13 protein-coding genes and 2 riboswitches are annotated in these 26818 nt (G+C 45.4%); of the genes, 11 read left to right on the forward strand and 2 right to left on the reverse strand.

What is annotated here, in order from left to right; genetic code table 11:
* Positions 1-569 precede the first annotated feature (569 nt).
* A complete protein-coding gene (gene nifJ, locus ARB69_RS17660; RefSeq protein ID WP_025655100.1) occupies positions 570-4112 on the forward strand; it encodes a pyruvate:ferredoxin (flavodoxin) oxidoreductase in 3543 nt (1180 codons plus the stop codon).
* Positions 4113-4253: 141 nt separating this feature from the next.
* The gene (locus tag ARB69_RS17665; RefSeq protein WP_055154540.1) at positions 4254-5927 is read left to right on the forward strand and encodes a MutS-related protein; all 1674 of its coding nucleotides are present in this window, start codon (positions 4254-4256) and stop codon (positions 5925-5927) included.
* Here ARB69_RS17665 and ARB69_RS17670 read toward each other — a convergent pair.
* Together ARB69_RS17670 and ARB69_RS28325 are read right to left on the reverse strand one after the other, a co-directional pair.
* Positions 5924-6847: a CorA family divalent cation transporter gene (locus ARB69_RS17670; RefSeq protein ID WP_055154541.1), complete on the reverse strand. Its 924-nt coding sequence runs from the start codon at positions 6845-6847 to the stop codon at positions 5924-5926. The genes ARB69_RS17665 and ARB69_RS17670 overlap by 4 nt on opposite strands.
* A gap of 192 nt (positions 6848-7039) precedes the next feature.
* Positions 7040-7270 carry a helix-turn-helix domain-containing protein gene (locus ARB69_RS28325; RefSeq protein ID WP_154253336.1) on the reverse strand — a complete coding sequence of 77 codons (231 nt, stop codon included), beginning with the start codon at positions 7268-7270 and terminating at the stop codon, positions 7040-7042.
* A 215-nt stretch (positions 7271-7485) separates the two neighbouring features.
* Positions 7486-7687: riboswitch (cobalamin riboswitch) on the forward strand.
* A gap of 222 nt (positions 7688-7909) precedes the next feature.
* Here ARB69_RS28325 and ARB69_RS17680 point away from each other — a divergent pair.
* The 9 genes from ARB69_RS17680 (at position 7910) to ARB69_RS17720 (ending at position 26806) form a co-directional block, all read left to right on the forward strand.
* The gene (locus ARB69_RS17680; RefSeq protein WP_055154543.1) at positions 7910-8746 is read left to right on the forward strand and encodes a leucine-rich repeat domain-containing protein; all 837 of its coding nucleotides are present in this window, start codon (positions 7910-7912) and stop codon (positions 8744-8746) included.
* A gap of 47 nt (positions 8747-8793) precedes the next feature.
* Positions 8794-9573, forward strand: coding sequence for a sugar phosphate isomerase/epimerase family protein (locus ARB69_RS17685; protein WP_055154544.1), 780 nt, complete (start codon positions 8794-8796; stop codon positions 9571-9573).
* A gap of 223 nt (positions 9574-9796) precedes the next feature.
* Positions 9797-9990: riboswitch (cobalamin riboswitch) on the forward strand.
* Between the two features lie 269 nt (positions 9991-10259).
* Positions 10260-14471, forward strand: coding sequence for a cadherin-like beta sandwich domain-containing protein (locus ARB69_RS17690; RefSeq protein ID WP_055154546.1), 4212 nt, complete (start codon positions 10260-10262; stop codon positions 14469-14471).
* A 22-nt stretch (positions 14472-14493) separates the two neighbouring features.
* Complete coding sequence (locus ARB69_RS17695; RefSeq protein ID WP_055154548.1) at positions 14494-18225, forward strand: cadherin-like beta sandwich domain-containing protein; 3732 nt, start codon at positions 14494-14496, stop codon at positions 18223-18225.
* Between the two features lie 96 nt (positions 18226-18321).
* A complete protein-coding gene (locus ARB69_RS17700; protein WP_025655109.1) occupies positions 18322-19704 on the forward strand; it encodes a cohesin domain-containing protein in 1383 nt (460 codons plus the stop codon).
* 213 nt (positions 19705-19917) lie between these two features.
* A complete protein-coding gene (locus ARB69_RS17705; RefSeq protein WP_055154550.1) occupies positions 19918-22167 on the forward strand; it encodes a hypothetical protein in 2250 nt (749 codons plus the stop codon).
* Positions 22168-22202: 35 nt separating this feature from the next.
* On the forward strand, positions 22203-23138 hold the full coding sequence (locus tag ARB69_RS17710) for an AAA family ATPase (protein ID WP_025655112.1): 936 nt from the start codon (positions 22203-22205) through the stop codon (positions 23136-23138).
* Between the two features lie 10 nt (positions 23139-23148).
* Entirely contained in the window at positions 23149-24324 is a 1176-nt protein-coding gene (locus ARB69_RS17715) for a DUF58 domain-containing protein (RefSeq protein WP_025655113.1), read from the forward strand.
* A 67-nt stretch (positions 24325-24391) separates the two neighbouring features.
* Positions 24392-26806, forward strand: coding sequence for a transglutaminase-like domain-containing protein (locus ARB69_RS17720; protein WP_055154551.1), 2415 nt, complete (start codon positions 24392-24394; stop codon positions 26804-26806).
* Positions 26807-26818 lie beyond the last annotated feature (12 nt).

A 26818-nucleotide genomic window follows, 5' to 3' on the forward strand; every position in this document is an offset into this window, starting at 1 on the left:
AGCGAAAGATAAGAAAAAACGTATCAATAGTTAATTCATAACGCAAAATGCCAGCACAAATCCGCAGCTCCCGTACAAGTCCCCTAGGATTTGCTCTTAACTGCCGATTGGATGCAACAGCGAATGACAAGGCGGGGACGGTGCGCGGCGGGGGGATGTCTGCTGGTGAAAAGTCCATAAAGCAAGCGTTAGAAGCTGTTGAAGAAAGCGGAAGTAAAATGGAGGGCAAAATTTGCCTCACCAGGCAAATTTTGATGCCGCCTGCGGCGCGAATGCATCGGCATTCGGGCCAAATGCGGCATGTACCTCCATTTTACTTCCGCTTTCTTCAACAGCTTCTTCGCGAAGTGTCAGGACATTTCACCAGCAGACATCCCCCCGCCGCGCACCGTCCCCGCCTTGTCATTCGCGTCCCCCATTCGAATTCAAGAAAAACTCCCACCCCGTTGTACGCAAAAATAAACAAAAAATGGGGTACCCTGACTAGACTTTTGCCGATTTAGGCGATATAATGGAAGCACATGTGAAAAAATAAACTTTTACAATGTAATTTTAAGGAGGAACAAGAAATGGCAAGAAAAATGAAGACCATGGATGGTAACCAGGCAGCAGCTCACGTGTCATATGCATATACGGAAGTTGCAGCAATATACCCAATCACACCATCATCTGTTATGCCAGAACATATCGATGAATGGGCTACCGAGGGCAGAGAGAACATTTTTGGACAAACTGTTCAGGTAACAGAGATGCAGTCTGAAGCGGGTGCGGCCGGAGCTGTACATGGATCATTAGCAGCGGGAGCTTTGACAACCACATTTACAGCATCTCAGGGATTGCTTTTGATGATCCCTAACTTATATAAAGTAGCCGGAGAACAATTACCAGGAGTATTCAACGTATCAGCACGTGCAATTGCAAGCCATGCACTGTCCATTTTCGGTGACCACTCTGACGTTTATGCCTGTCGCCAGACAGGAGCAGCTATGCTCTGTGAAGGCAGTGTACAGGAGGTAATGGACCTGACAGCAGTTGCACACTGTGCAGCACTTGAAGGAAAGATTCCATTTATCAATTTCTTTGACGGATTCAGAACATCCCACGAGATCCAGAAGATCGAAGCATGGGATTATGAAGACTTGAAAGATATGGTAAACATGGACGCCATCGACGCATTCCGTGCACACGCACTGAATCCGAACCACCCATGCCATAGAGGTTCCGCTCAGAATCCTGATATCTTCTTCCAGGCAAGAGAAGCATGCAATCCTTATTATGATGCTCTTCCGGGAATCGTTCAGAATTACATGGACAAGGTGAATGCCAAGATTGGTACAGATTATAAATTGTTTAACTACTATGGAGCAGAAGACGCAGAGCGCGTGATCGTAGCGATGGGTTCTGCATGTGACACAATCGAGGAGACGATTGATTACCTGCTTGCTGCAGGCGAGAAAGTCGGCGTTGTCAAAGTACGCCTTTACAGACCATTCTGCGCAGAGGCTCTGATCAATGCGATTCCTGAGACTGTTAAGACAATTTCTGTACTTGACAGAACAAAAGAGCCGGGAGCGCTTGGTGAGCCATTATACCTGGACGTTGTAGCTGCACTCAAAGGCTCCAAGTTTGATGCAGTTCCGGTATTCTCAGGACGTTACGGCTTAGGATCCAAAGACACAACACCAGCTCAGATCGTAGCTGTATTTAATAACACAGAGAAACAGAAATTCACAATCGGTATCGAAGATGATGTGACAAATCTGTCTCTGGATGCAGGCGCTCCGCTTGTAACGACTCCGGAAGGAACAATCAACTGTAAGTTCTGGGGACTTGGAGCAGACGGTACTGTCGGCGCTAACAAGAACTCCATCAAGATCATTGGTGACAACACAGACATGTACGCACAGGCTTACTTTGACTATGACTCTAAGAAGTCCGGCGGCGTTACGATGTCCCACTTACGTTTTGGTAAGAAACCGATCAAGTCAACATACCTGATCAGACAGGCTAACTTTGTAGCATGCCACAACCCATCTTATATTGACAAATATAACATGGTTCAGGAGCTGGTTGACGGAGGAACATTCCTTCTGAACTGCCCGTGGGATGCCGAAGGACTTGACAAACACTTACCGGGACAGGTAAAAGCGTTTATCGCAAACCACGGCATCAAGTTCTACACAATCGATGGTATCAAGATTGGTAAGGAGATCGGACTTGGCGGACGTATCAATACAGTTCTTCAGTCAGCATTCTTCAAACTCGCAGCGATCATTCCGGAAGAGGAAGCAATTGACCTGATGAAGAAAGCAGCTAAGGCTACTTACGGAAGAAAAGGTGACAAGATCGTACAGATGAACTACGATGCAATCGATGCAGGCGCTAAGCAGGTTGTAGAAGTTACAGTTCCGGAGAGCTGGAAAGATGCAGCTGACGAAGGCCTGACAACTCCGCATGTAAATGAAAAAGGCAAGAGAGAAATCGTTGATTTCGTTAAGAATATCCAGGCAAAAGTAAATGCACAGGAAGGAAATTCACTACCGGTATCCGCATTTAAGGATTATGTAGATGGTTCTACACCGTCAGGTACTTCCGCATACGAGAAACGCGGTATCGCAGTAGATATTCCGATGTGGAAACCAGAGAACTGTATCCAGTGTAACCGCTGTGCATATGTCTGCCCGCACGCAGTTATCCGTCCGGTTGCCCTGACAGAAGAAGAGGCAGCGAAAGTTCCGGAAGGATTCCAGACAATCGATATGGTTGGTATGCCAAACATGAAGTTTGCTATCACAGTATCTGCATATGACTGTACAGGATGTGGATCATGTGCGAATGTCTGCCCGGGCAAGAAGGGTGAAAAAGCTCTTGTTATGGAGAACATGGAAGCAAATGCAGGTGTACAGGAATACTTCGACTTTGGCAGAGAGATCCCCGTAAAACCGGAAGTTGTAACTAAGTTCAAAGAGACAACCGTTAAGGGAAGCCAGTTCAAACAGCCTCTGCTCGAATTCTCTGGAGCATGTGCAGGATGTGGTGAGACACCTTACGCGAAATTAATCACACAGTTATTCGGTGAGAGAATGTACATTGCAAATGCAACAGGATGTTCCTCTATCTGGGGCAACTCTTCACCGTCCACACCATACACAGTAACACCAGAGGGCAAAGGACCGGCATGGTGCAACTCTCTGTTCGAAGATAACGCAGAGTTTGGATATGGTATGCTGCTCGCTCAGAATACAATCAGAGAGAGAATGAAAGGCCACGTTGAGAAACTTGCTGAGAATGCAGGAAACGAAGACGTTAAGGCTGCAGCTCAGGATTACCTGGATACATTTGCAAGCGGCGCTACAAACGGAACAGCTACAGACAAGCTGGTTGCAGCTCTGGAAGCATGTGGCTGTGATTCCGAAGATAAGGCAGAACTGCTGAAGCACAAGGATTTCCTTGCTAAGAAATCCCAGTGGATCTTTGGTGGTGACGGATGGGCTTATGATATTGGATTCGGCGGCGTTGACCATGTACTGGCAAGTGGACAGGACATCAACATCATGGTATTTGATACAGAAGTTTACTCCAACACTGGCGGACAGTCATCCAAGGCTACCAAGACAGGTGCAACTGCACAGTTTGCAGCAGGCGGAAAAGAAACAAAGAAAAAAGACCTTGCCGGAATCGCTATGAGCTATGGTTATGTATATGTAGCGCAGATCGCTATGGGTGCAGATTACAACCAGACAGTAAAAGCAATTGCAGAGGCAGAGGCATATCCGGGACCATCACTCATCATCGCTTACGCTCCATGTATCAACCATGGTATTAAGAAAGGTATGAGCAAAGCTCAGACCGAGGAGCAACTGGCAGTAGAATGCGGTTACTGGAACAACTTCAGATTCAATCCGGCAGCTGAGGGTGCGAAGTTCACACTGGACAGCAAAGAGCCAAAACAGGATGAATACCAGGCATTCCTTGACGGAGAAGTTCGTTACAATGCCCTGAAGAGAGCAAATCCGGAAAAAGCTGAAAAACTCTTTGCAAAGAATGAGAAAGAAGCTATGGAAAGATATGCTTACCTGAAGAAACTGGTTACTCTTTACGGAGAGGAATAAAAAGGCCGGTCTTCCCGCGGGAAGCGGCAGGTAATAAAAGGGGCGGTACACTTATTACAGTGTACCGCCTTTTAGATATAGCCGGCTATATGCATGGCCGGATAATGTCCTACGAGACGAGCTTGATTGTGAGGAGTCTGTATGAACGAAAATATATTTGTGGCACTGCTGATCGTCGGTATTCTTGTTATATTCTTCCTGATCTCTTTCTTTGACCAGAAAAGAAGGCTGCGGAAAATGAAACGGAGAATGCTTTACTATTACGGACGAGACAGAGAAATTGAATATTCGGACGAAATTCTTTCTGTGATCGGAGCCTATACTGAGGCAAAAGATACCATGGTGGACGACATCACATGGAATGACCTGGATTTGGATTCCGTATTTTTGAAGATGAACCATACATGGTCTTTTGCAGGGGAGGACTACCTGTATTATCTGATGCATATCCCGGCTGAGGGGCCGGTAACCTGCGGGGAACAGGAGGAAATGATCAGTTACTATCAAACCCATGAAAAAGAGCGTCTGCAGATGCAGATGGAATTTGCAGCAATCGGTAAGAATCATTCGTCTTCCGCCTACCATTATATTATGAACAGCATCCATCTAAGTAAAAATGTTCCGATCCAGCACTATGGTGCGCTGCTGCTTCTGATCGTGTCAGTTATATGTGTAATCGCTGCCCCAGCTACGGGAATTGGACTTTTGATTCTCTGTATGGGCGTGAATATCGCGTTGTATATGTCTCAGAGGAGAAAACTGGAGGCATCCATACAGGCGCTTCACCTCTTTTTGAAGCTGGAGGGAAGTGCGGGGAGAATACTGAAAAGAAAGCTTGTCTGCAGTGAGGAATACCGGAAGCGGCTGGAACAGGATTATAAAAAGCTGAAAAAACAGATTGGCAATGTATCATTTATTAAATCGGGAAACGCAGACAGCCAGTCATTGACGGAAATCGTGTTGGATTATATCCGGATGATTTCCCATGTAGACTGTATTCAGTTCTACAAGTGTATGAAAAGGCTGGAAAAATCTATAGATGTGGTGGAAGATATCATCAGTACTATGGGCTTTCTGGAGAGTCTCATATCCATAGGTTCTCTGCGGGAGTCGCTGCCGTATTACTGTATTCCTGAATTTACGGAAGAACCTGTGCTTGAAATTGTGGATGCCTATCATCCGGAATTATCCGAACCGGTGTCGAACTCCGTGAAAGCAGAGCGCGGAATACTGATTACCGGATCCAATGCCTCGGGAAAGTCCACATTTCTGAAAACGATTGCCTTAAATGTTATACTAGCGCAGTCCATCCATACCTGTTCCGCCAGACAATATAAGGGTGCATGGTTCCGTGTATTTTCCTCCATGGCCCTGCGGGACAATCTGTATAATGGTGAGAGTTATTATATAGCAGAGATCCGTGCATTGAAAAGGATCTTTGACTGGGAGGGAAATGAGACAGTTCTCTGTTTTGTAGATGAAGTACTCAGGGGAACCAATACAGTGGAAAGAATTGCGGCTTCCACACAGGTACTGAAGAAGTTCAGCGAGCGGGGAATTCTCTGTTTTGCCGCAACTCATGACATTGAGCTGACTTACCTGCTGGAAGAACGGTACGGGAATTATCATTTCCAGGAACAGATTCTTGAGGAGGAGGTAGTCTTTGACTATCTGCTCTATGAAGGAAGGTCCAATTCCAGAAATGCAATCCGGCTGCTGGAAATTCTCGGATATGATCCGGACATCACAGCCGGTGCAGAAAAGATGGTGGAAGGATTCCTGGCGACAGGAAAATGGACGCCGGCAGCCGGTTAATCAAACCAGTTTTTGATCTTAAACAGCCAGATCTCGACTAGTACAATCAGAAGACTGATGACACAGACCAGAATATAGCCATAAGGAGAATCCAGCTCCGGCATATTGACAAAATTCATACCGTACCATCCCGCAATCAGAGTCAGCGGCATGAATATAGTTGTGACAATCGTGAGGAACTTCATAATCTGGTTCTGGTGCATATCCACCTGAGTCTGATGCATCTCCCTCAGCTGCATGGAATACTCCTTGAGCATCTGGACATTGGAATACAGCCGCCCTGCCCGGTCAGCAAAAAGACCGAACAGGAGGCTGTTTTTTTCGTCCTCGGCACAGAAACCATCCGATGCGAAAGCCTCTCCCATATCCTGGAGCTGTTCATAGTAACTCCCTAAGACTGCAAGTTTTCTGCGCATTTGAAAGATCTGACGGTTAAAAGAGGCATCATTTTTATCCAGTAGCTGTTCCTCAAGCGATGTCAGAATTTCCTCAAAATGCTGGAGGAAGAAGACATCGTCCTTAATCAGATATTCCAAAAAAGCTGCAAAAAAGCGAAGAACAGAGGTGGGATGAGATAAAGGGATTTCCTTCATCTGTTCCAAAACAGAGGTGGAGAATCCCTGGTCATCAATAAAGACCAACTCTGTTCTTTCTATAAAAAAGGCAAAAGCGGACCGTTCTCCTGTCAGGGCTTCTCTGGACGGACATGAAAAGGAGCCGGATATGAAATCCCCCATCATATCGGCCTTACAGTACTGGATATTGGCAATCCCCTGCTTCATCATTCTGTAATGACCAGTTTCATGAAAAAGTTCTTCATATTCACTTGAGGTAAGAACAGTAACCAAGCCGGCCCCTTCCGGCAGGGTATCTCCCTCCTGGACCGAAGTTAATTTGTTGTATAAAATATATCTTACCATAGCTGGAATCTTCCTTTCTATACAGAGTGCGGATTCTCTTGCATAAAAACAAAGACATCCGAGTGGGTGAACAGTTACTGCGGAATCTATTTGGGCGTATACAGCAACGTTGAATAACCCCATCGAAAAGTCTGTTTTGGCCTGCTCGACATGTTTATCTAATTCTGATAGAATGAAAAAGGTAAACAGTAATTAGTTTTCCTCTTCCCTATCTGTGAATTCAACAACGTCGCAGATATCACAATTCAATATTTTACAGATATCCTGCAGCGTGTTCAAAGTGATGCTCTTATTTTTTCTGAGGGAGTCCAGTGTCCCGTTTGAAAAATGATATTCATTAATTAGTTTATATTGTGTGAGTCCCTTCTTTTTCAAGGTATCCCACAATGGAGCGTAACTTATGATAATTCTCACTCCCTTCATTCCGTTAAACTAATTATAGGAAAGATCGTAAAATTTCACATTGCCGGTAATCCGGCTATACTAAACGGTTCAGAGGGTAAGTGTTTATTAAATTGGTGTTATATGGGCGAGCCTGTAACAAACTGCGGAATAATGTATTTCTAAAAAAAACACATAAAGACCTGAAAAAATTTCCAACCTTTTAATAGTATATATGATAAACTAATAAAAAATAAAAACAATTACCGGCTTTAAGTTCCTGGCGCTATGTACAAGAGGGTGCAGGTGTCAGGCCAAGAGGGAACAAGGTGAGAATCCTTGACAGTCGTGCTACTGTATGCGTGTAGGTTTTTCAGAACCATTGTACACTGGGTGTATGAGAAGGGAAAAGCCGCGATTGCGTAAGTCAGGATACCTGCTTAGAGCTGCTGCCAGTTATTACACGCAATGATAAATGGAGTGGGAAATTGTCTTAGTTATGGTACAGTTTTTGCTGTAAGGGCAATTTTCTATTTGCATGTAATCAAACTGCGGCGGTGTAGGTAATCTGTTAATAGCAATCCATTTCGTATTGGATAAAGACAGAGGACGCAGCAAAAAACTGCGTCCCTTTATATTCAAATGGTTCAGTTTTTAAGTTTAGGAAAAGGGGAGAAACGTATGGCAGGGGTGGTATCTCTCTGGAAAGCATATGAGAAAGATACTCTGGATAAGGTGCAGGGGAAAAACAATGGAAACATAAAAGAATTGGTGGCAGACAGCCACTATAGAAAGATCGGCGAAAGGGCATTTAAAAACAATACAAAGCTCCGCCGTGTTATTCTGCCTGAAAATGTTGTGGAAATAGGGGCACAGAGTTTTTACAATACGATGCTGCGGGAAGTTGAGCTGAAAGGTACAATCTTAATCCGTAAGGAAGCATTTTATAACTGTACAAAGCTGAAGCAGGTAAAGCTTCCTAAAACTACTAACTTTATTGGAAACAGAGCGTTTGCGCAGTGCAAAAGTCTGGAGAGGATGGAGATTGATGTAGGCAGCATATGCAGAGAAGTGAAGGCGGAGGCTTTTTCCGGGTGTGTTAATCTAAAACACATTGCCCTTCCGGCAACGCTCGAAAAGATAGAGCGGCGGGCATTTTATAAATGTACGGCCCTGGAGCAGATTGTTTTGCCGGATAGATTAAGGGAGATCGGCGCAGAGGCTTTTTATCAGAACGCATTGACATCCTTGGAACTGCCGGAGGGACTAATAAAAATTGGGGACAGTGCATTTTTAAAATGCAACAGCCTGCAATATACAAAGATTCCCTCAACTGTAAAAGTAATCGAAAAGTGGGCGTTTCATGGCTGCAACAGGCTGAAAGTGCTTGAGATTGGTCATGATCCCGAAGAGATCGGGCCATGGGTCATCAACCGCAGTGCAAAGATACGATGTAAAAAGGGCGGGGCAGTGGAAAAGTACTGCCGTGATTCAGGGTTTGAAACAGAATATATCTAGGTAAAAAAAGAATTCAGGGGAACAGTCTGAATCGGGAGTGGAATATTATGGTATATGCAAGTCATCTTCTTAAGGATGAAGAGATGAGACAGGTAGTAGAAGCGACTGATGTTGGGATCGAGAGTATTGAGTTCTCCATTTCTGAAAATCTGGACTGCCTGAATGAAAAGATCGTTGAATACATAGAACGGTTAGAATACATAGGTACCAGGAACCTGACACTGCATGGGCCATTTCTGGATTTGAATCCAATGGCATATGACTCCATGGTAAGGGCAGTGACAAAAGCCCGTTTTACGCAGACATATGAGGCTGCGAAGAGACTGGGGGCCAAAAAGATAATTTTCCATACGGGCTTTCTTCCCGGTGTGTATTATCTGACAGACTGGGCAAAACGAATGGCTGAGTTCTGGAATGAATTTATGAAAGGAAAAAGCGGTGTCCAGATTCTTATGGAGAATGTGTATGATAAGGAAATATCGCCGATGATTGAAGTGGAACAGAAGGTTGAATCCCCGGATTTTAAACTGTGCCTGGATATTGGCCATGCACATTGCTATTCGCCCAGATCTTTGAGTGACTGGATTCAGACGTTTGGAGAGCACGCGGGACATGTCCATATCCACGATAACTGTGGGGACAGGGATTCGCACCTGGGGCTGGGACGCGGGAATATACCGATAGACGAGACATTGGAAATGCTTATGGCGTACATGCCGGATGCAGACTATACGATTGAGTGCAGCATAATGGAAGATGTGCTGATGTCCGGCAGGGCAGTGAGCAGCTGCAGGGAGAAAATGCAGTCAGCAATGAAGACCGGGTGATAAATATCGAATATTTTTGCATATCTATCTAGAAAAATTACCAAAGTTATATCTGGAAAATGGTAGTCTGATACAGTCTGTTAATGCTCTGTGAAATTGTGAAAAGTTGCGGAATTTTTTGTGAAAAATGTGAGAAAACCGTGTGAAAAAACAGTGGACTTTTACTAGTTGATACTATATAATGAACTACATAGATTAAATAGATTATTGTTGTTAGTAAGTAATTAAATATATATATTGCGGTGCATTTCCCGGATAATCGGGAAATGATAATAGGGAAACCGGTGCAAAACCGGTACAGTCACCTCTACTGTAACGTGGACGAAGAAACGATATACCATTGGCATTTATATGCTGAGAAGGTGTTTCGGAGGATGAAGCGAAGTCAGAAAACCTGCCGTGATGATTGTTACGATGTATTTCTGGGATGAAGAAATAGTCCGTTTTGTATACTTAAAATATAATATTATAAAAAAGATGAGCTCTTCTATCGGAATGATGGAAGAGCTTTTATTTTTTAGTTATAGGGTATTGGTTTGAAATAAATAGTATAGATACGGAAAAGAACAGAAGAATGCATTACTAAAAGATAGCTAACAGTCAATGCATGAAACGGGATGCTGGCTGTTTCTATAGTACATTTCAAGCCTATGGCTAAAAAGGAGAAACAGGAGGGATTAAAAAGAATGAAACGAAAGAAAAGAACAAGAAGGGGGTTGTCCTGGCTATTGGCGGTGGCAGTGATGATGACCACTGTATTTGCTGGAGGAATGCCGGTTTTGGCAGAAGGAACTGCAGCGGATACGAATATGTTGTCTGAGATCAGCTTTTCTTCTGATCCAAATGAAGAGGGTGAACCTGTCAAACTAATATCAGAGGTTGACCCTGAAACAAAAGAATGCACAGTAGGTGTTGTTGAAGAGTCGGGGACATTGGGCATATGTGCAGTTTTGAAGGAAGAAGCTGCAGGAGCTACAATTGAGGCTAAGTACCAGAATATTTATAACGATAGCGTGACAACAGCAATGACCAGTGGTGAAGAACTGCTGTTAGACAACTTGGTCGAGTATGGCGGGATCAAAGGTGGAGAGGTTCATATCACTGTCACATTAGACGACAAGATAGAAGAATATACAGTACACGTGGTTCGATTAACGCCTCTTATGGAAATTTTGGTAAAAGATGGAGATAATTCATATTTGACCGGCTTTGATGGAAGCAAAACAGAGTACGAGATTACAGTTCCGGGTGGGACAGAATCAGTTGAAGTCAGCCTGGTGGCCATGGTGTGGGGAGATATTGATAATAATGTATACACTGTCAATGGTGAGCCTGCTGTATTAGAAGACGGTGCTTTCTACGCAACACGCCAGGTTCCATTAACGGAAGAAAAAACTACAATTGTCGCCAAAGCAGAAAAGGAAGGGACTGTCGGGAAAGAATATACTCTTAATATCATCAAAGATATTAAAAAAGTCGACCTGACCGTTACAACGAACCCCGCAGATGCCACTGTAACCATTACAGACGATGCCGGAGCGGCAGTCCAGGGAACAGATGGAGTTTACAGTCTGGAGGCCGGAAAAGATTACAACTATACGATCGAAAGAGAAGGATTTGTAACTCAGACAGGGACGGTTAATCTGACTGACTCAGAGACCAAAAACTTCACACTGGAGTCCGCGGAAGCACCGCTTCTCCTGAAAGGTATTGAAGGATATCAGGCTCAAAATGTTGTATTTGACGTACTTACAAAAGAGGCAACGCTGGTATGCGACACATCCACAAACGTTCAATTAAGAGTCAAGCTGCATCAAGGCACGACAGATAAAGACATGAAGGTCGTTTATACTTATACGGATAGCGCAGGCAAGGATGTAAATGTTGAATCTACGGCAAAGAATCAGTATGAGTCTATGGCAGGTGCTATAAAAGATGATGGCACTCCTAATGATATCACCATTACTGCTACAAAAGGCGGGGTAACAGAAGTTTATACCGTGCATATAAAACAGCTCACGATTCTGACAGGCCTGCAGTTGAATTATGAAAATGGAGATACACTGAAATTTGATCCTGCATTTAAAAAAACAACCACAGAGTATAGGGCGAAAGTTCTGAGTGATGTGAATGCGGTTAACATTACAGTTAAGAATCCGGCTGCTGGTAATTCAAAGGTAATGGTTAACGGAACAGAAGTGACCGGCTCAACCTATAAAATGGATTTGGTTAATGGTGAGAATAAGGCTGTTATTAAAGTGGAAAAAGGGGCAGCAGAGCAAACTTCCTATACCGTCATTATCGATAGAGTACAGAAAGTTGAATTATCCGTGCAGGTGAACCCCAAAGATGCATTGTTTACGATCTATGATGAGGAGAATGAGCGTATATGGCCGGAGAATGGCAAGTATAATCTTTTCCCAGGTGACGATTACAGCTATGCAGTAACAAAACTCGGATATGTAGGCCAGTCAGGTATTCTGAATATCAGCCAGTCCGAGACAAAAGAATTTGAACTGAAGAAGGCGGCAGAAATCACGCTTCCTGAACTTGATGCGGATTATCCGGGCTTCCGTTCCGGCCGCGACAATATGTCAGTTGTGGATGCAAAGACTCCCATTACTCCTGATTCCATTGAAGTAAAGTGGGAACGCCAGACGGGGGAATATGTTAAGCCGACTAGCGGAACAACACCGATCATCGTTGACAACAAAGTCTACACACTTTCAGGGAATAAACTTTATGTTCTGGATAAGGAAACAGGAGAGATCCTGAAGACAAGCGAGACAGTAACACCAACCACATTTGGTTTGATGCCTCCTACATACGCTGAGGGAATGCTCTTTGTACCGCTGGGGAATGGTACAATTCAGTGCTTTAATGCAGAAACACTGGAATCCCTTTGGGTTTATGAGGATCCGGCAGGCGGACGGAGCGAGAGTGCAATTCGTTATGATGATGGATATATCTATGTTGGATTCTTTACCACTAAAAAATCAGGTTTCGTTTGTATTTCCGTAACTGATGAAGATCCATCTCAGCAAACGGAAAGAAAGGCAGCAACCTGGAGAGATGACACTCTTGGCAGCTTTTATTGGGATGGCTGCTGGACCAATGAAAATTATGTAATCTTGTGTACCAATAATGGAGTATTAAACTGTATTGATAAGATGACCGGTGAGATTAAGCAGCAGGTAGATTTAGGAGAACAGGTTCGCTGCGATGTTTCCTATTATAATGGAAGAATTTATGTTGCCAGCCAAAAGGGCAAAGTCCATTCTTATAATTTGAAAGAGGACGGAACACTGGATACAGAGAATCTGATTAATCCGCTGCCTATAGGCGTGCAGAGTACGAGTACACCGGCCATATACAATAACCGACTTTATGTAGGTATTAACGGCGGTGAAATGTTCGGCGTAGAAGGCAATGCGATCCTGGTGGCAGATATCGATCCGAAGACAGGGGCAATGACACCGGCATATGCAGTACCGACAGATGGTTACTGCCAGACTTCCGGTTTGATTATTACCGGTTATGAAAAAGAAGACGGATATGTGTATGTATACTTCCTGGCTAATTCAGCACACGGACAGTTATACATGATTAAGGACAAAGCTGGCCTGAAAGAGGCTGATCCGGCATCCGGTTTATTCTATACACCGACTCATGAGCAGTATTGCATCGCAAGTGCGGTTGCAGACAGCGATGGCAATCTGTACTTAAAGAATGACTCCGCATGGCAGTTCGTATTAAAGCGTTCAGACGTATATCTGAAAGAGGTAAATATAGACGGCGGAAACGGAATTATAGACGGTGGAAAACCATTTGACGGAAGTATCAATTCCCACACGATTCAAGTGGATCCGGGAACAGAAAGCTTCAAGCTGGATCTGACTGCAAATGAAGGTACAGAGGTTATGATTAATGGAGTACCTGGTTCAATGCAGGATATCAAACTTGTTGACGGAAGAGCTGAGATTGAAGTACAGCTTAAGAAGGGCGGTACAGTCAGAACATTTACTTTCCATGTTGTAACAGGACCGGTAGTAAAAGAAATCAGGATTGATAATTCTCCGAATGAAGGAATGGCAAGTGCAGCGTATTCGTTAGATCCTGCATTTGATCCGATGACTACCGAATATACGGCAGGTGTTGACAAGGTTATGAGTGATGCGTATATCTGGCCGACGCTTATGAGTTCAAAAGATAAGATGACAATGACCGTTATCAGTGGAGTTTATAATAAGAACGAAGGCGATGAGATTAAGGGCAGCATGAATTACAAAGGTAACACATATTTTAATGTTTCCTTTGCTGACAGAGAAAATCCAACAATTGCAAAGGTGAAGCTGACTGTAGCTTCAGAGGATGGAACACAATCTAAAGATTATACATTTACCCTGTTTACGCAGAATGCGCTTCCGATTATTACAACTGATGATGGCGCTGTCTCAGAACGTACAGATAACAGTGCAAAGATTAATATGACATCGAATAAGGCGGCAGAGCTGTATTATCTGGTTCAGGCAGCGGATGCAGCAGCGCCGGACAGCGCTAAGATTATAGCAGAAGGAACAAAGGCAGATGTTGTGGAAGGCAAGAATACGATTGAAGTAACGGGCCTGCAAAGAAATGCACAGAAGCTCTATATGGTTCTGAAAGACGCATCAGGCGCCGAATCTGCAGTACGTATTCTGGATATCGCATCTGTGATTATATCCGGTGACATGAATGGCGATGGGAAATTAACCAACCTGGATGTATCCATGCTGTTGAACAAGGTAACAGCAAACGAAGATGTTGATCTGGAAACAGGAGACATCAATGGAGATGGAAAGATAAGCAATTTAGACGTATCTATGCTGTTGAATAAGGTAACAGCAGGCAATAATTAAAATAATTTAGAAGGATGATAAGATGAAGGCTGGAATAGCAGAACACAGAAAACAGAAAAAAAGATGGATGGCGGGAATATTGGCTATGCTGACTGCTTTTTCAGCCATTATCTGGCAGCCGTTAGTCACGAAGGCGGAGGAGACCATTCCTGTGGAGGAATTTGTTCCTGCGGAAGAATCCGTTCCTGTGGAAGAACCTGGTGAAACGGTTCCTCTCGAAGGAATTAAACTTAATAAAACCGGCCTGGTGATGAAGTCGGGAGACCAGAGAAGCCTGACAGCACAACTGCTTCCGGAAGATACAACTGAGCAGCCGGAAATCATATGGAATTCGGATGATACGGAAGTTGCAGTAGTGGAAGGAAACGGAAATGAGGCAATTATAACTGCAGCAGAAGGTGGCGGAGGCACGGCTGTCATAACAGCATCGGCAGGAGATTTTTCTGCTGAATGTCTCGTTCTGGTAACCGTGCGGGAGCCGTTACTGGAGAGTATCATCTTTATGCAGAATAGTTCTGGCAGCAATCGGTATGAACTCACAGAAGGAGTACCGGGCAGCAATGAGTATACGCTCAGAATTTCGGAGAACACCAATGTGCTGTATGCCAGGCCCCAGCTCAGAGATGATGTGATGGGAACGATTACAGCCAGGTTCATGGATTTGAATACTGGTCAGGAAACTGCGGTTGAGATGCCGGTAGACGAATCCACATCTCTGACCAATAATACTACCGGGCGGATTATCAATGCCTATGATACAGAACCAAAAGAGCTGGTACTGGAAGTGACGGCGGATGATTGGACGGAAATTTATCAGGTTCATATCGTAAGGGGAACCTATCTGGGTGATTTTAGTCTTACGGATGACAAGGGGGAAGAGATTCCCTATACCCCTGATTTTAAAAAGACCGTTTATGAGTATGCCGTGCATGTGCCCTCGACTGCCGAGCAGATCAGGATTAACCTGTCACCGGCGGAAGAGACCAGTACAAGTCTGATGGTGAATGGAGAACCGGCAGAAAACGGCAGTTACATTTTGCCGCTGCAGGGTCAGGATACAACGGCAGTTTTGAGTGCCGGTGATGGATACCAGTCATCGCCTTATGAATACCAGCTTTCTGTGTATGTGGATCCGGTCTGCCGCTTGGATGTAAAGGTAGAACCGGAGGATGCGGTGTTTGCCATTTATGATGCCGGACATGTGAAGCTGACCCCAAAAGACGGAAGCTATGAACTGGTCAGTGGGGACGAATATACATATACTGTTTCCGCAGAGGGATATCAGACGCAGAATGGAGCAATCAGACTAATACAAGATGAAGAGAGGACTTTTACCCTGCATAAATCTTCCGGCAGCGGGCTTGAAGAACTGGATGCGCAGTGGGGCGGATACTGGAAAAATGAAAGCAATCAGAACATAGTAGATGCCATGGCGCCGGCTGCCCGATTGGAGGCGGAGGTTTCATGGCAAAAGCAGTATGGTGAGAATGCTGATTATGGTAAGAGTGTCAGTGACGGAATTCTTGTGGAGAATTATATCTGCTGCTTCAACGGCAATATACTCATGTATTTGGATAAGGATACTGGTGAGATTGTAAAAAGCGTAAAGATGGCAGCATGGGGGAACAGCTCTTTTACGAAGCCGTTATATGCAGCCGGGATGATCTTTGTTCCGCTCAGCGATGGAAAACTGCAGGCGTTTAATGCAAGAACGCTGGAGTCTATGTGGATCTATAAAGATAATGTGGGCGGAAATGCAGCATCGGCGCTTCGATACGATTCCGGATATATATATGCCGCATTTGCGAATGGCAATCTGGTGTGTATCTCTATAAATGACGAGAAACCGAACAGCACAAACGAAGAAAAACTCGCAGTGTGGAAACAGTATGACAGTAAGGGATATTATAGAACCGGTGTTTATACCAGTGAAAAATATCTGTTTGGCTGCAGTCATTCCACAACGTTGTACTGTCTGGATAAAAAAACAGGAGAGATCGTGCAGAAGACTTCTCTGCCCTTAGAGGCCGGGGCGGCTTCGACAGCGGTCAGTTACGAAAACGGGCGAATATATTTTGCCACAGAAAATGGATATTTATACAGTTATACATTGGCCGAAGATGGAAAGCTAGATACAGAAAGCAGCACATCCCTGAAGCTGGGAGGCGCAGTCTTTGGAACGCCCCTTGTCTACAATAACCGGATCTACGTAGGCAGTGCATCCAAAGATAAGTATGGTGTTGTCCAGGGGCCGTATTACCTGAATGTTGTACAGATAGATGAAACGGCCGGAAGTTTGACACTGGCGTATCAGATGGAGACTGAATATGGAGCAAAAGGGCCGGGTACTCTGACAACAGCTTATGAACAGCAGGATGGATATGTATATGTATATTTCACTACTGACAGTCCAAACGGAATGCTGTACCTCTTAAAGGACAAGGCAGGCGCAGATGCGCCGGGAGAGGGAAGCGGTTTATTCTATCAGCAGAGAGAGGTCTCGGGGGCTGGAAGCGGAAGTGTATTGATTGATCAGAATGGACACATGTATATTCGTTATGAATCCGCATGGCTGTATGCCCTGCGTCCAACAGGGGTATATCTGGAGGGCGTAGAGCTGGCCGGAGGCAACCCGGTGCTGGATGGTGGCCGGGAGTTTGACGGACAGGCGGTAAAGCACAGTATTCTGCTGGATAGTGGTGAAGATAAGGTCACTCTTACCCTGAAGGCCAATGAGGGAACGACGGTCTCTGTGGACGGCAAGGAGGGGAATGTACAGGAGATAACATTGACAGACGGCCGGGCGGAGGTGACCGTGATTCTGACAAATGGGCAGGAGACCCGCAGTTATCAATTCTCTATCCAGCAGAGAAGCAGCGATATATTATTGGAAAATCTGCAGGTGAGTTTTTCACCCATGGTAACTGTTATGGAGATGGAAATGGAACCGGCTTTCGAGCCGGAGCGTACAGATTATAAAGCCTCGATTTATGGTGAAAGCAGCCAGGCAGCTTATTATATCTGGCCAAGGCTGCCGGAGGGTTCTTCATCTACAATAAAAGTTACGGTCGAAAGCGGATCAAGTGCGGGGACAGAACTGAAGCCTGTGCCGATTTATCTTGGCAAGGAAGTGTTGCAGCGATATACATTACTTACATCGGGACTGATACCGACTGAGGTTGCGGTTACCGTAACGGCTGAGGACGGAAACACCCAAAAAGTGTATAGAATTACCTTATTTCAGAACAACGAGCAGCCCAAGATAACAGCCGGTTCAAACGCGCTGATTACCCGCGCGGAGAAAAGTGTGACGGTTCGTGTGAACGCGAGTATGGACGGATACTTATACTATCTGTCCGAGCCAAAGTCAGCGGTCACAAAAATGCCTACGGCAGCCGAGATACGAAAGAATGGGAAAAGGATGGCAGTGAAGGCCGGGGAAAATACCGTGACCATTGATGGGTTCGACCGGGAAGCCGCTGTTCTCTATCTCTATGAGATGAGTTATGCACAACGCTGGAGCAGCGGCGTGCAGATTGATATACCGGCTTACACATTTGTGCCGGTCGATCCCTCAGGAAAAGGCGACCTGAATGGGGACGGTAAGATAACCAATTTAGATGTGAGTATTCTGCTGGATGCAGTCACGGCGGGGCGACCGTTGTCACCGGATATAGCAGATATGAATAATGACGGAAAAGTAACCAATGTAGATGTAAGTGCGCTGCTGGATCTGGTAACGAAGGGCAGCTAAAACGCTTAGGGTGCCAGAAAAAGAGTGGACAACATGGTTTTTGAACCATGATAATCCTATATAAACAATATAATTACAAAGCAAAGGAGAATTATTATGAAAGTAAAAAGAAAGTGGGCGGCATTGTTAGGTGCAGTAGTTATGGCAGCATCCTGTGCCATGCTGTCTGATGGAAATGTCGTTAAGGCGGCCAGTAAACCTGTGGTTTCATCAAGTGCGGCAAATGCAACCGGAAATATTGGAGATACGATTGTAGTACCTGTCTCATTTTCAAGTGAGAGTGAAGATCTGGTTGCTATCCATGGGGAACCTTCTTTTGATACGTCAGTTCTGAAATTTGCAGGCGTTGATTATGTAGGGATTCCAGCAGGAATGCCCTCTGTGGCAGGTGGGAATTTTGGATTTGTAACAACAGAAAACTTCAGTAGCGGTACAATTAATGTGAAGTTTGAAGTTTTAAAATGTACTACTGATCCGATTACTGTAACAATTAATAATTTATACTACACCAGCAGTGAGGCAGACGGCGACCCAACAGTTGTTTCAGCAAATGTTACAGTGAACCATCCTGCTGACCAGAATCAGGTAGAAGAGACGAAAGCAACTTGTGTAGATCCGGGCCACAAGAAAGTGACTTGCGGTGTTTGCGGCAAAGTGCTTTCCGACGAAGATACTCCGGTTCTCGGACATGACGATGGAAAATGGAAAGTGGTAAAAGAAGCAACCTGTAAAGAAAAAGGTACAAAAGAATTACGCTGTACAAGAGATAATGCACTTCTGAAAACAGAAGATATACCGCTTCTTGACCATTCCTGGGATAAAGGAAAAGTAACAAAAGAAGCAACCTGCAAGGAAAAAGGCGAGAAAACTTATACATGTAAAGTTTGCGGAGATACAAAAACAGAAGCGATTGCACTGAAAGAACACTCTTGGGACAAGGGAAAAGTGACGAAGGAAGCAACCTGCAAAGAAAAAGGCGAGAAAACTTACACCTGCAGTATTTGCGGAGATACAAAAAAAGAAGCAATTGCAGTGAAAGAACACTCCTGGGATAAGGGGAAAGTAACAAAAGAAGCAACATGCAAAGAAAAAGGTGAGAAAGTTTACACCTGTAAAGTTTGCGGAGATACAAAAAAAGAAGCAATTGCAGCGAAAGAACATGAATGGGTTGTCAGTGATGATACCGATAAAGACGGATGGAAGGTAGTAACCAAGGCGACAACTACGAAAGAAGGAAGCAAAGAAAGAGTTTGCTCCATATGTGGTGAAAAAGAGACCGCTGTGATCGCTAAGCTTTCAGCAGATCCTGCAAAACCAGGAAACACCGATAATAAGAACAATACTGACAATAAAAAGAATACAAAGTCATCTACTGTAAAGACTGGAGATACCATGAACATTGCGTATCTGGTAGTGCTTCTTGCAGCAGCAGGCGGTGCAGCTGTTATTGCAGCAGGACGTCGTAAAAAAAATAAATAGCAATTAAAAAACAGTTTCTGCCCCAGGGTATCAGGTCATGCATACCTTTGGGCGGAACTGCGGCTTAACTGCAGAATAAGGCGTTCCCAAGGGCATTCCGTAATACATGCCCTGCGGGGATAAAGTGTTAGAGAATGATTCAGCCTTAAGCCTTCTGATCAGGGTTTTGAGGCTGGGTCATATTTTGAGTAAATTGGGAGTGGAGTTTAAAGTATGAAGCGACATAAGATGATAGAAACATTAAAAAAAATAGGTGCAGCATCCGCAGCAGTGTGTCTCGCAGCACTGTTTTTTATCATGCTGGCGGTTTCTGGCCATACAGCTCCGGAGAATCCCATGGAAGACAAAGATGCGGATGCATCCCGTATGTATTTGACATCGTCCACACTTGCTATGGATGAGACGCAGCTGGCAGATGTGGAGAATGCCAACATCAATACCGGAGAAGAAGGGCATAAAGAGGCCCAGGAGGAAAAAGAAAAGGAACAGGAAGAAGATCAGGCAGAGCAGGGGGAGATGCAGCAGGAGGATGATAATGCGCAGGAGAACCAGCGGGAACAGGTAAATGCGAATACCTCAGATCCGTCCTTAAGCACGCCTTCAAGAGACAGCTTGCTTGCCTTGATTGATAAGCATAAGAATAACGATCCATCCAATCCATCTCAAGGAGGAGAAGGACCAGGGGGGGAAGAAGGAGATCATGGCAATCAGGGAGGCGGGGAGCCGGGAGGAAATGGTAGCAAGCCTACGGAGGGCGGCAAGGTCATTACCTTGAATCCGGAGGAATCCAGTAATTTATTTGAGACCAATCTCAAGAATGGAAGGGTAGATGAACCAAAGTATGACTTAAAGATTACACTTACAGAGAAAGGGAAAAAATTAAAGTTACTCAGCCGAAAAGTAACTCGGAATGGTTCCTCATTCCTGTATCCGAAGGATAAGGGGATTTCACTCGAACAAGGGCACAATAAAGTTTCAGTGACGCTATGTTTCCGGGATCCAAAGACGAATGATCAGATTTATGCATCTACGGAGGTATATAATATTATCTACACACCGAAAGATCACTTTTTACTTACAGTACAGGTCTTAGGCACTAACGACATAGTATATCTAAAAAATGGAGACGATTATACCGTTTATAATAAAAACATCAGCCTGAGAGTTACTGTATCGAAGGGGACTAAGCAGTATAAAGAATATTTAAGGAAGATTCCCTCAGACGGGGACGATCTAACCCCCAGCGATTCTTCCGGCAGATATGATTTAAAGTTGAATGTGGGTCCTAATAAATATCGTGCACGTGGAGGAGATGGGCAAAACCAAGAAGTGTGTGAATTTACAATCACCTATAAAACAGAGATAGATACACTGCAGTTAATAAGCAGAGATAAGAAAATTGACGAAAAGGCTGAAAGTACCAGCTTTGGGGGTCGCAAGGAGCTAGACTATAAATCAAAGTCAGACGAACTTGAGTTTCTTGTTACTCTCTCAAACGGTAATGACCAGATAACAAGAGTCGATGTGGAGAATCGGTTAGGGTCTACCGCTCTGCATGAGCAGATATCTCCAGGTGAGTATATGTCTTATAAATTAGATGCCGCCGGGCCGACAAGTATAAAAGTGACATTTAAAGACTCCCAGGGGATGGAACAGTTTTATATTTGGGATATCAAATATGAACCAGACAGAAGTGAAAGCGAAAACAATGACAAGGCGCCGTTTATTAAAACTAATCTTGGATCAGAAAAAGTAGACCGCAGCCCGTGGCAATTTGAGGCTGCATTTTATGCACATGACGGGCGTAAACTTTCAGCAAGATACGCTCAGGTATATTTGAATGGAGAAGAATTGATATTTTCCGGTATAGCCGGTGAATTTTTTGTATATGATCTATACCTGACAGAAGGACCCAATTATCTCAGTGTTACAGTAACGGATGACGAACAGTATACAATCACGGAACAGTATACGGTGACATTTAGTCCGGATAAAGAAAGCGTTCAGGTGCGTTTGATTCTTTCGGCTAATGTAATAGGGCTGGGAACCAAGATAGATGAGTATGTGACTGTCCCTGGCGGACAGACCATTGCCCAGATTGTGAATGACCGGCTGGAGGCTTATGGATATACACCAATATATGAGGGCACTCCAACAGACGCTGCATATTTCCTGAATTATATCGATAAACCCGGGATTCTCGATGGATGGTCAATATCCGATGAACAGCGGGAAATGTATGAGTTGCAGGGAATTACTATTGAAGAGCCAGCCAGCAATGACAGTCTGGGAAAAGATGTATTCGCAAGCGGCAGCGCAGGGTGGATGGTTACACAGAATAATGGTTTTATCGGAAAGAGCATGGGCGTATATGGAGTTAGGGACGGTGATGTCATACAGGTAATGTTTACGATTAATAATGGGGAAGATATTAACGTGGATCCCAACAGCGGAGCCTACTAACAGCTAATAAGACGATGTACGAGGAGGAAGAAGAAATGAATAGTCAGACAGATTCGGTCATACAGGAGATTGAAAAGGTAATCATCGGCAAGCGGGAGGTGGTAGAGAGGGTGCTCATGGCGATCCTTTCAGAGGGGCACATCCTGCTGGACGATGTACCTGGTGTGGGAAAGACAACGCTTGCAGTTGCCTGCTCCAGAGTCATGGGGATGGATTATAACCGAATCCAGTTTACTCCGGATGTAGTGCCTTCCGATATTGTCGGATTCTCTATCTATAATAAAGAATATGGAAGCTTTGATTATAAGCCCGGCGTGGTGATGACAAATCTCCTGCTGGCAGATGAGATTAACCGAACTTCCAGCAAGACTCAGTCTGCTCTTCTGGAGGTTATGGAAGAGGGACAGGTGACGGTAGACGGCACAACCCATCTGCTTCCACGGCCATTTGTGGTGATCGCCACACAGAACCCCGTGGGGTCAGCAGGTACCCAGCTCCTGCCTCAGGCGCAGCTGGACCGTTTTATGATTAAACTGGAGATGGGGTACCCGGACTTTGAAAGCCAGGTGAATATCCTGCGGGACCGCCAGACGGCAAACCCCATTGACGAAACGGATGAAATTATCCACAGAGACACAATCCTTTCAATGCAGGAGGAAGTCCGTGGAATTCATGTCAAAGATTCCATTCTGGAATATGTAACGGCATTGGCTATGGAAACCCGGAAGGATGAGATGATCCGTCTGGGAGTCAGTCCCCGAGGCGCACTGGCGGTAGTAAGGATGGCAAAAGCCCACGCCTATCTGGACGGCAGAGATTTTGTGATGCCGGAAGATGTACAGCAGGTCTTTGTGGATGTCTGTGCACACCGTCTTATTATGAACCCGAAAGCAAGGGTCTCAGAGCTTTCGGCGGCGGATGTCCTGAAACAGGTTATGAATAGAACAAAATCTCCGGACAGCGGACGTTGAGGAGGCAGAAATGGTAAAATCCAGAGTTCTGTGGGCTATATGGCTGTTATTTACGGTATGCTTTTGTATAATGGCAGGCGGCACGGCCGGATATCTGCTGATTGCTGTTTCCGTGGTGCTGCCGCTTCTGGCAGGTTTGCTGACCAGGCTGGCAGCGTCCGGGCTGAAGGCAGAGCTTACAGCAGAGTCCTACAGTGAAAAAGGAGCCGCGGCATCCGGCCAGGTGATTGTTACGAATACCAGCTTTCTTCCGGCCGACCGCCTGCTGTGCAGGGTCAGCTGCGAGAATCTGCTGACCGGAGAAGTTGAGAATACAACGCTGCGGATGGCGGCACCAGGAAAGATGCGTGCGGCAACGGAAATAGAGATAAAAAGCCGGCATTCCGGCCGGGTGAGATTGACGCTGCGGCAGCTTACACTTTTTGATCCCTTCGGCCTGTTCCGGTTCCGCATCCGATTAGGCCGTGAGATTTCGGCGCTGACGATGTTTGCCCCGCGTACATTTTCTGTGGAAACGCAGATTGCCTATGGGGAAAATGCAAATCTGGACAGTGATGAATACTCCATGAAAAAGGCGGGATATGATCCGTCAGAGACATTTGCGGTTCGTGAGTATCAGCCGGGTGACCGGATCCGGCAGATCCACTGGAAGCTGACGGAGAAGTTCGATAGTCTTATGGTACGAGATTATGGCCTGCCGATTCAGAACACGATACTGCTGCTGCTTGAAACCGGAAGAATAAAAGGGACAGAGAAGACAGATCCGTCCTGTCTGGACGCATTGGCGGAGGCAATTCTCTCGGTATCCCAGGAATTGATCAGCCAGCAGATTGTACATACGATAGGCTGGCAGAATCATGAGGAGAATACGTTTTCCAGTATGGAAATTGAAACAGATGAGGATCTGAATATTGTGCTTCCGGGGCTTCTTGGAGCAGTTCCGGGAGAAGATGAGATGTCTGCTGCGGAACATTACCTGAAGACCCGTGAACAGCTGGAGTTTGCCCATGTGGTTCTGTTTACCCCGCAGCACCGTTCGGCATTAAGCTTTCTGGCAGACCAGTGTCTGCTGACGGAAGTTCTGTGTGAAGAAGGCGGGGCAGGTTATGACCGGCAGGATGGGATATCCATGATTGGAACCGGACCTGAGACAATGATGGAATATCTTTCTTATATAGAAATATAGAATCAACTGCAGTTGTAAATGAAAGCATATTAAGAATATATCAAGAGAAGTGGCGGAAGATAAGCAAATGGTAGAGAAAACAACGAAAAAAGCGAAGGCTGCTGAACAGAAAGCATTTCATCTGTACAGCGTTGAAAAACAGGGAAATAAGAAAAACAGAGCAGCGGCTTATCTTGTGGACTGGATTTTTTTGTGGCTGTATCTGGCCGGAAGCACAGGATGGCTGGTATCGGCGTTTCAGATTCCGGTCAGTCCGGGATTGTTCGCAGGTATGCAGGGAGTCATTGCCCTGCTGATGCTCCTGGCCGGAGCGGGCAGGGGAAAAGCCTGTTTTTTAAAGATCGCGGCATGGTGTGGCCTGTTGGCGGTTACGGTCCTGATGTTTAGGGATATCTGGAACGACGGCATACATATTTTATATAATCATGCGGTAGACGTACTGGGAAAGCAGTATCCCTATCTTTTGCCGGCTTATTATGTGGCGGCAGAGGGAACAATGGAGACGGCCTGCATGTATGCTGCACTGGCCTGGATGTCCGGAATGCTTGCAGTGTTAGGGCAATATCTGGTCCGGACCGGAAACAGACTTCTTCTGGGTATACAGATTGTGTTTATTCTGCTGGTGCAGATGGTTGTCGGGATCGCTCCGGAACTGTTATGGAATATAGGTTCTTTCTTATGCCTGCTTGCCGTGTGGATACGGGGGCATGGGGAGATGGTTCCGGCAGGGAAACAGCGTCTGGCTTCTCTCCAGGTATTCGCCCTCGTGGCAGCGGGAAGTGCTCTCCTGCTTTTGGGGGGCAGCATTGTACTTGGGAAGACCACTGTTACGGAGGATGATTTATTTGCAGGATGGAAAGAAACCTGGAAGTCTATGATGGAAGAGTCACGCTACAGCGGGGACGCAGAGGTTCTTCCGGAGGGCCGGTTTAAAGGGCTTGGATCTTTTGAAACCGAAAATAAGCCGGTACTGGAAGTGACCATGACAACACCGGAGTCCTATTACCTGAGAGGGTATACCGGCAGTCAGTATACGGGTACCGGATGGACAGATATTCCGTCGGAAAAGCTCTGGGAGGGAAGAAATTTGTTTTATTGGCTCCACCAGGGGGGATTCTACGGACAAGAATGTCTGGGAGATGCGGCAGTGGCGCTGGATGAAGAGGCGGCTGCGGAAGAAAAGAATACAGTCGCGGTCAGGAACCTGGCGGGCAGTTCCAAGTACTGTTATGTGCCATATGAATTACAGTCGGTGAAAGAAGCGGATCTGCAGACCAGGATGGATGCCCAGAAAATAGGAGATGCCGGACTGATTGCCGGAGGCTGGAATGGAGAACGAGAATATGTATTTCAGGCGCTTTCTAACCAGGTGACCAAATACCCGGCCTACGATGCCAGGCTGCTGGATGAGAAGAATCTTACGGAAGCGGGGAAAGCATACAAGCGAAACGAAGAATTCTACAATGAATTTGTTTATGCTACCTATCTGGATATCCCATTTGAACTTACGTCTGTCTTGCATGATCTTATCGATACGGGAGAGACAGAACAGGGTGAAAAGCATGTGGACTATGCAGAGGCGAAACAAAATATACTGTACGTGCTGACGGCAGATTATACGGATACGAAGAAGCTGGAGGGAAGCTGGAACGGGTCGGATTTCATACAGGAATTTCTGAATTATTCTAAAAAGGGATATTCTGTACATTTTGCAAGTGCAGCGGCTATGATGTTCCGTTACTATGGGATCCCGTCCCGTTATGTGGAAGGATATCTGATTACGCCGGAGGATGTCAAAGCAATGACGGCAGGAGAACCGTATATTCTGGATGATACTCATGCCCATGCCTGGGTGGAATACTATCAGGACGGTGTTGGCTGGCTGCCCTTTGAGGTTACCCCATCGTACATAGGTACTATGGATAAAGCGGAGGATTTCCAGGATATTTCCGGGCTTTCAGGCCAGGGATCGGAGAACCAGCCCGATGAGCCGGAGGAAGAAAAGGAAGAGCAGAAGAAAGAAGAGGAAGACGAGATTGACTGGCTTCTGATTCTGGAGATTGTTTTAATAGCAGGAATCTGTCTCATGCTCTTGGTTATGCTTGTATTTCTAATCTGGATCCTGCTGCAGAGACACAAAAGCAGGAAGACGAAAAAGCTGTTTGGCTCTGCGGACAGAAGGCTGGCGATCAGGGCGCTCTTTGAGTACAGTATGAATATTCTGTCCGTGGCCGGACTGGATATAAGGAACACGTCCCTTTACGATTACAGAGAACCGGTGGGGGATATGTTTGACGAAGAAACAGCGGCACAATATGAGGAGATCGTGAGAATCCGTCAGGAGGCGGTCTACAGTGACCATGAGATTACAGAGGAACAGCGGGAAATGCAGGATGCATTTAAAAATAAGATCTGGAATCGGATCTATAAGAATGGAAGCATCATACAGAAGTTCCGTCTGAAATATATCTATTTCCTGTAATAGAACAAATAT

The sequence above is a fragment of the Faecalicatena contorta genome (assembly GCF_001404335.1).
Lineage (GTDB): Bacteria > Bacillota > Clostridia > Lachnospirales > Lachnospiraceae > Faecalicatena > Faecalicatena contortus_B.

What these genes read in the sequence shown, in the direction of transcription:
- nifJ (WP_025655100.1), top strand. Translation starts at nt 570, where the DNA reads ATGGCAAGAAAAATGAAGACCATGGATGGTAACCAGGCAGCAGCTCAC.
- ARB69_RS17665 (WP_055154540.1), top strand. Translation starts at nt 4,254, where the DNA reads ATGAACGAAAATATATTTGTGGCACTGCTGATCGTCGGTATTCTTGTT.
- ARB69_RS17670 (WP_055154541.1), bottom strand. Translation starts at nt 6,847, where the DNA reads ATGGTAAGATATATTTTATACAACAAATTAACTTCGGTCCAGGAGGGA.
- ARB69_RS28325 (WP_154253336.1), bottom strand. Translation starts at nt 7,270, where the DNA reads ATGAAGGGAGTGAGAATTATCATAAGTTACGCTCCATTGTGGGATACC.
- ARB69_RS17680 (WP_055154543.1), top strand. Translation starts at nt 7,910, where the DNA reads ATGGCAGGGGTGGTATCTCTCTGGAAAGCATATGAGAAAGATACTCTG.
- ARB69_RS17685 (WP_055154544.1), top strand. Translation starts at nt 8,794, where the DNA reads ATGGTATATGCAAGTCATCTTCTTAAGGATGAAGAGATGAGACAGGTA.
- ARB69_RS17690 (WP_055154546.1), top strand. Translation starts at nt 10,260, where the DNA reads ATGAAACGAAAGAAAAGAACAAGAAGGGGGTTGTCCTGGCTATTGGCG.
- ARB69_RS17695 (WP_055154548.1), top strand. Translation starts at nt 14,494, where the DNA reads ATGAAGGCTGGAATAGCAGAACACAGAAAACAGAAAAAAAGATGGATG.
- ARB69_RS17700 (WP_025655109.1), top strand. Translation starts at nt 18,322, where the DNA reads ATGAAAGTAAAAAGAAAGTGGGCGGCATTGTTAGGTGCAGTAGTTATG.
- ARB69_RS17705 (WP_055154550.1), top strand. Translation starts at nt 19,918, where the DNA reads ATGAAGCGACATAAGATGATAGAAACATTAAAAAAAATAGGTGCAGCA.
- ARB69_RS17710 (WP_025655112.1), top strand. Translation starts at nt 22,203, where the DNA reads ATGAATAGTCAGACAGATTCGGTCATACAGGAGATTGAAAAGGTAATC.
- ARB69_RS17715 (WP_025655113.1), top strand. Translation starts at nt 23,149, where the DNA reads ATGGTAAAATCCAGAGTTCTGTGGGCTATATGGCTGTTATTTACGGTA.
- ARB69_RS17720 (WP_055154551.1), top strand. Translation starts at nt 24,392, where the DNA reads ATGGTAGAGAAAACAACGAAAAAAGCGAAGGCTGCTGAACAGAAAGCA.